6 protein-coding genes are annotated in these 6,297 nt (G+C 71.0%); 3 read left to right on the top strand and 3 right to left on the bottom strand.

All coding sequences use genetic code 11. The annotated features are described in order from the left end of the window. Together Pth03_RS14965 and Pth03_RS14960 are read left to right on the top strand one after the other, a co-directional pair. A partial coding sequence (locus tag Pth03_RS14965; RefSeq protein WP_203944846.1) for a glycosyltransferase occupies nucleotides 1-1,113 on the top strand: 1,113 nt, incomplete at its 5' end. Nucleotides 1,114-1,271: 158 nt separating this feature from the next. Further along, complete coding sequence (locus Pth03_RS14960) at nucleotides 1,272-2,312, top strand: MraY family glycosyltransferase (RefSeq protein ID WP_203944845.1); 1,041 nt, start codon at nucleotides 1,272-1,274, stop codon at nucleotides 2,310-2,312. A 55-nt stretch (nucleotides 2,313-2,367) separates the two neighbouring features. Here the strand turns inward: Pth03_RS14960 and Pth03_RS14955 are convergent, their stop codons facing one another. Both Pth03_RS14955 and Pth03_RS14950 read right to left on the bottom strand, forming a co-directional pair. Beyond that, a complete protein-coding gene (locus Pth03_RS14955) occupies nucleotides 2,368-3,255 on the bottom strand; it encodes an LCP family protein (RefSeq protein ID WP_203944844.1) in 888 nt (295 codons plus the stop codon). A 106-nt stretch (nucleotides 3,256-3,361) separates the two neighbouring features. After that, nucleotides 3,362-4,585 (bottom strand): ABC transporter ATP-binding protein, encoded by a 1,224-nt coding sequence (locus tag Pth03_RS14950; RefSeq protein WP_203944843.1) that lies wholly within the window; start codon nucleotides 4,583-4,585, stop codon nucleotides 3,362-3,364. A gap of 122 nt (nucleotides 4,586-4,707) precedes the next feature. Here Pth03_RS14950 and Pth03_RS14945 point away from each other — a divergent pair, with 122 nt between their 5' ends. Then, complete coding sequence (locus Pth03_RS14945; RefSeq protein ID WP_203944842.1) at nucleotides 4,708-5,694, top strand: LacI family DNA-binding transcriptional regulator; 987 nt, start codon at nucleotides 4,708-4,710, stop codon at nucleotides 5,692-5,694. On the opposite strand, the gene Pth03_RS14940 is transcribed toward Pth03_RS14945, so the two are convergent. Beyond that, nucleotides 5,684-6,172, bottom strand: coding sequence for a glutathione peroxidase (locus Pth03_RS14940; RefSeq protein ID WP_203944841.1), 489 nt, complete (start codon nucleotides 6,170-6,172; stop codon nucleotides 5,684-5,686). The two genes, Pth03_RS14945 and Pth03_RS14940, sit on opposite strands and share 11 nt — an antisense overlap. Nucleotides 6,173-6,297: the final 125 nt, after the last annotated feature.

Genomic DNA, 6,297 nt, shown 5'->3' with positions numbered 1-6,297 from the left:
GGGCCCGCCACTCAGGTGACGGGTCTGTGCGAGCGCCTGAACGCCGAGGAGTTCGAGCATCGCCTGTACACCGGCTATGTCCACGGCGGTGAGGGAGACCACCTGCAGCTGCGCGACACGCGAGTCCCGGTGTACCGCGTGCCCGGCCTGCGCCGGTCCGTCAAGCCCCTGGACGACTACCGTGCCCTGTTGCGGCTGATCGGCGCCATGCGAGAGTTCTCTCCCCACATCGTCCACACGCGTACGACCAAGGCGGGCGCCCTCGGGCGGGTGGCGGCCAGGATGTCCGGAGTCGGCGCCGCCCGCGTCCACGTCTTCCACGGCCACCTCCTCGAGGGCCACTTCCGCGGGTTCAAGCGCTCGATCTACACCCGCTCGGAGCGTTTCCTCGCCTCGCTGTCCGACCGGCTGGTCACCGGGGGCGCGAAGGTGCGCGACGACCTGCTGGCGGCCGGCATCGGCCACCCCGAGCAGTACGTGGTGATCCCCCCAGGCGTGCGGCTGCACCCGCTGCCCGCCCGGGACGAGGCGCGCGCCTCCCTCGGCCTTCCCGCCGACGCCCCGGTGGTGGCCTACGTCGGCAGGCTCACCAAGGTGAAGCGGCCCGACCGGCTCGTCGAGACGGCCGCGGCGGTCCTGGAGCGCATCCCGAGCTGCCGTTTCCTCATCTGCGGCAGCGGTGAGCTCAAGGAGGACGTGGAGCGGCGTGTGCACCCCATGTGGGACTCCTTCCGCCTGCTCGGCTGGCGGCGCGACGTCGAGACCGTCTACGCCGCGGCCGACGTCGTCGTGCTGACCTCCGACAACGAGGGCACGCCGCTCGCGCTCATCGAGGCCGGGATGGCGGGCCTGCCCGTCGTGTCCACCCGCGTCGGCAGCGTGCCCGAGATCGTGCGCGACGGGATCACCGGCCTGCTGTCCGGCCTGGACGCGGATGAGCTGGCCGATCACGTGGTCCGCCTGCTGTCCGATCCGCTCACGGCTCACACCATGGGCGAGGTCGCCCGCGAATGGACCAACCGTGCGTTCGCCGTCGAGCGCCTGGTCGCCGACACCGAGGCGCTGTACCGGTCGCTCCGCGGGTTCGCCCGGCCGGGCGTCCGCAGCCGGTGAAGGTGCCCGTCACCGGCGGAGCCAATTTTCATCGGCGCGAATCTCCGCGCCCCGTCTCATGCATGTAGTGGAGAGAAGTCGGTGAATACCTGCCTGATCACAGGAGGAAGCGGTTTCGCCCCCCGCGACGAGGCCCGCGACGGTCTGGCCCCGGTCCGGTGACCGCGGCGCTCGCCCTCGCGGCCGGCGTCGCGGGTTTCCTGCTGACCGCGGGCCTGATGGGACCGCTGCGCCGGCTGGCCGTGCGATGGGATCTGACCGACCGGTCGCAGAGCCGCCACGTCCGCGCCCGGCCGATCGCCTTCCTCGGAGGCTTCGCCATCGTGCTCGGCACCCTGCTCCCGGTGCTTGCGGTGCTGGGCGTGTCCGACCGGCGGGTGACCGCGATCCTGGTGGCCGCCGTCGCGGTCGCCTTCCTCGGCCTGGTCGACGACGTCCGGCCGCTGCCCGTGGCCACCCGGCTCATCGCCGAGTCACTGGCGGCGGGCCTGGTCGTGGCGTCCGGCGTGCAGATCACCTTCACCGGCCAGTGGATGGACGGCCCGGTGACGGTGATGTGGATCGTCGTCATCACCAACTCCTTCAACCTGCTCGACAACATGGACGGCGCGCTCGGCGGCGTCACGGTCGTCACCGCGGTGGTCCTCGTGGGCTCGGCGCTCGTGGGCGCGCAGGCGCCCCTGGCGATGCTGGTGTTCGCGCTGGCCTGTGCGGCCCTCGGGTTCCTGACGCACAATTGGGCGCCCGCCCGGATGCACATGGGCGGCTCCGGCTCGTTGTTCATCGGGTTCGTCCTGACGTGCTCGTCGATCGCGCTCGTGACGGGGGCGGGCCCGGACACGATCTGCGCCGGGCTGCTCCTGCCGGCGTTCGTGGCGGTGGTCGACACCGGGGTGGTGCTGGTGTCGCGGCTGCTCGCGGGCCGCCCGCTGCTCATCGGGGGCGCCGACCACGTCTCCCACCGGCTCCGGCGGGCAGGGATCGGCGCCCGGGGTGTCGCGTCCGCGCTCACCGTCGCCGCGGCGGTCTCCGGGTCGCTCGGCCTGACCGTCGCCCTGGGCTGGGCGTCGCCGCTCACCGTGGCGGCCGTCGCGGGGTCGACCGCCGTCATCCTGATCGGCGTGATGCAGGGCGTGGACGTCTACGCACCCGCCCGACCGGTCAGTGACCTCGCACAACTCACCCGGCGGCGGTGGTGACCGCGTGAGTGCCGCACGCGCGCACCTGGACGGGGCCGGCTGACGGGGCGCACCTTCACCTGGTGCCCAGCAGCGCGGCCCATCTGGCGCGCGCCTGCGGGACGTCGAGCAGGCGCACCGGCTCGCGCCCCTTCCGTGCGGCGTGCGAGCCGAGCATCTCGATTCGCGCGCCCCCCGCAACCCGTGCGACGTCGCCGGCCAGCCTGCCGAGGTCCACTGAGGAGTCCACGCCGACCGACCGCGTGAAGGCCCGGATCAGCGCGTCCATGCGGAAGGGATTGGCCAGCACCTCGGGCTCGGTCACTCTGGCGGCGAGCGCACGAAGGAAGTCGCCGCCGCTGCCGCGGTCGCGGACGTAGCCCAGCGCCGCGTGGCCGTTCAGGTGGTAGCCGCCGACGTCGACGCCGCCGAGCACGTCGATGACGTTCTCGAACCCGGCGACGTCCAGCATGGCGAAGTGGTCCACGCGCACGCGCATGACGTGCTCGACGGTCTCGACCAGCAGGGGCGGACCGCCGAGGGAGAACGCGGCGCCGATCCTTCCGCGCCCGTGCCCGGGGATCGGCACCGACACGTCCCTGGGGAGCGAGAGGGCACGTACGGCGGAGCCGTCGGCGGGCAGGCGCACGAGGAGCACCGCCTCGGAGGCCTGCGGCCGGGGGCCCCATTGGTCGGTCCGGTCCGCGCCGGCGACCAGCCAGGTCTGCCCGCGCACCGCGGGGGCGGTCGTATGGAAGCGCCGGTTCTCCGGCGGGAACGCGCCGGGGATGCGTTTGATCTCGCGCTCGTAGGAGCCGATCAGGTGGTAGCCGCCCGCGGTGGTCCCGGCGGTGAGGACGATCGCGCAGATTCCGCAGGCCGCGGCGATCCTGCGCCGCCGGCGGCGGGGCGCGGGACGTCCGGCGGCGCCCTCGGGCGCGGCTGAGTCCCGCGAATCCTCCATGACCGCGACGCTAGGTCGCCCCGGTCTCCCGGTCGCCCGCGGCGCTCCGGGGTTTACCCAATCACTGCCGGTACGGCGAGGCCTCGCCGTACCGGCAGCGGGTGGGTCACTTGCCGACGTTGGCCTCGTGGCCGATGGACAGGCCCGAGTCGACGTCGAAGAAGTGCAGGTTGTGGGTGTCGACGACGAGCTCGACGTCCTGGCCGGGGCGCACGTGGCTGCGGGCGTTGACGCGGGCGGTCCACAGGGACTTGTCGCCGCTCAGGGGCAGCGCCGCCGCCTCCTCCTCGTCGCCGTCGTGCTGCGCGGCCACGGTGTCCTTGTGCTCGACCGGCGGGGCGTCGATCGTGAACAGGACGTTGATCTCGGAGCCGAGCTCCTCGGTGACGTTCGCGCGGACCGGCAGGCGCACCCAGCCGGCGGCGTTGCCGTTGGCCGCCACGGAGTCCTCGAAGTCCGAGGGGCGGATGCCGAGGATGATCTTCTTGCCGATGTACTGGTCGAGGCCCGGCTTCTCGGCGAAGGTCGAGTCGGGGACCGGCAGCTTGTGATTGGCGAAGGACACGGCGGCGCCGTCCTCGTCCTTGGTCAGCTCGGCGTAGGTGAAGTTCATCGACGGGGAGCCCATGAAGCCGGCGACGAACAGGTTGACCGGGTTGTCGAACAGGTTCTGCGGGGTGTCGACCTGCTGGAGGAGGCCGTCGCGCAGGACGCAGACGCGGTCGCCGAGGGTCATGGCCTCGACCTGGTCGTGGGTGACGTAGACCGTGGTCACGCCGAGCCGCTCGTGGAGCTGGTTGAGGGAGGCGCGCATGGAGACGCGGAGCTTGGCGTCGAGGTTCGACAGCGGCTCGTCCATGAGGAACGCCTGCGGCTCGCGGACGATGGCACGGCCCATGGCGACACGCTGGCGCTGACCACCGGACAGGGCGGCGGGCTTGCGCTTGAGGTACTGCTCGAGACCGAGCATCCTGGCGGCCTCTTGGACCCGCTTCTGGATCTCCGCCTTGGGCATCTTGCGCAGCTTGAGACCGAAGGCGAGGTTCTCCTCGACCGTCATGTGGGGGTACAACGCGTAGTTCTGGAAGACCATCGCGATGTCGCGGTCCTTGGGGGGCAGGTGGTTGACCACCCGGTCACCGATGGCGATCTCACCGCCACTGATGTCCTCAAGGCCGGCGATCATCCGCAGGGCGGTGGACTTGCCACATCCCGACGGGCCGACCAGCACCATGAACTCGCCGTCTTTGATCTCCAGGTTGAGGCCGTTCACGGCCTTGACCCCACCCGCGTAGATCTTGTCGACGTTGGTCAGAACGATTGAAGCCATGCCTGTCCTTCGAACTTCTGAAAACGGGGCAGTTGGATACGTTTTCACGAATCTCACCCGAACAGCCGTCTAATGTCAAGATTTCCTGGAATCTCACATGGAACCATGATGGAATCGTTTCCATGAGCATCGTGCAACGCCGTACGACCATCAAAGACGTCGCGGAGGCGGCGGGGGTGGGCGTCGCCACCGTCTCCCGCGTGCTGTCGGGGGGATCGGCCAGCCCGGAGACGCGGGAACGGGTACTGGCCGCCGCGGCCCGGCTCGACTACCGGCCGAGCGCGCTGGGACGCAACCTCCGCCAGCAGCGCACGGGCGGGATCGGCCTGCTCGTCCCCGACATCACCGACAGCTTCTACGCGAGGCTCACCGACGGCGTGCTGTCGTGCGCCCGCTCGTACGGCGAGCCGGTGACGATCGGCGTGACGGGCGACGACCCCGAGCGGGAGGCAGAGCTGATCGGCACGCTCATCGAGCAGAGCATGGACCGGGTCATCGCGGTCCCGTCGGGAGACGGGGAGATGTGGGCGCCGGCGCTGCGCGCCGGGCTCAACGTCGTGTTCGCCGACCGGAAGGTGCGCGCGGACGTGCCGGGGGTGGTCGCCGACGACCGCGCGGGAGTAGGAATCGCCGTGGAGTACCTCGCCGGGCTGGGTCACAGGAAGATCGCATTTCTGGCGCGGTACGGCCAGTCCCAGCGTGTGGCCGCCTTCACCGACACGCTCACCTCGCTGGGCGTGCCCGTGGATCCCGAACTCGTCGTGCACGCCCGCGCGAGCCGCGACTCGGCGTACGCGACCGCCGCCGGGCTGCTGCAGAGCCGTCCCGACCTGACGGCGGTGCTGACCGGGGGGAACATCCTGGGCGAGGCGATGGTGCTCGCGGCGCGCGAGCTGGGCGTGCGCATCCCACGGGACGTCTCGCTCATCATGTTCGACGACGTCCCGTGGGCCGAGTTGTGCTCTCCCCCGCTGACGGTGATCGCGCAGCCGGCGCAGGACGTGGGGTATCGCGCGGCCGAGCTCGTCCTGCGCCAGGGCCGCCGGCCGCGCACGGTCACGCTGCCCACCGAACTCATCGTGCGGGCGAGCTGCGGTCCTAGGAGATGACCTTGTCGATCGCTCCGACGACCTCGGGCGACTCCGGCTCGACGCGCGGGCGGAACCGGGCGACGACCTCGCCGCCGGCGTCGATGACGAACTTCTCGAAGTTCCACTGCACGTCGCCCGCGTCGCCGTCCGCGTCGGCGACGGCGGTGAGCCCGGCGTACAACGGGTGCCTGTCGTCTCCGTTGACCTCGGTCTTCTCCAGCAGCGGGAAGTCGACCCCGTAGGTCGTGGAGCAGAACTCCGCGATCTCCTCGGGCGTGCCGGGCTCCTGGCCCATGAACTGGTTGCAGGGCACGCCGACGACCGTGAAGCCGCGGTCGCGGTAGGTGTCCTGAAGCCGGACGAGACCGGCGTACTGCGGAGTCATTCCGCATCGCGACGCCACATTGACGACGAGTGCGGCACGTCCTCCGAGAAGCTCACGGAGGGTGGTGGGGGTCCCCTCCAGCGTGCTCACTTCAATGTCGAGAAGGCTCATGGCGGGACTATACAGAACGTCGTTCCGCAACCTTGCCGTCGGGTTGGACGATCACCAAACCGCCGGTCAACGGAAGCGGGCCGCCTTCATCGCGTCCCCGCGAGACGCCCGCCGCCCGGAACGGA

This window comes from Planotetraspora thailandica, assembly GCF_016863335.1.
Lineage (GTDB): Bacteria > Actinomycetota > Actinomycetes > Streptosporangiales > Streptosporangiaceae > Planotetraspora > Planotetraspora thailandica.
Note: the sequence above shows the minus strand (reverse complement) of the source record. Positions and strands in the feature narration are given on the sequence as shown.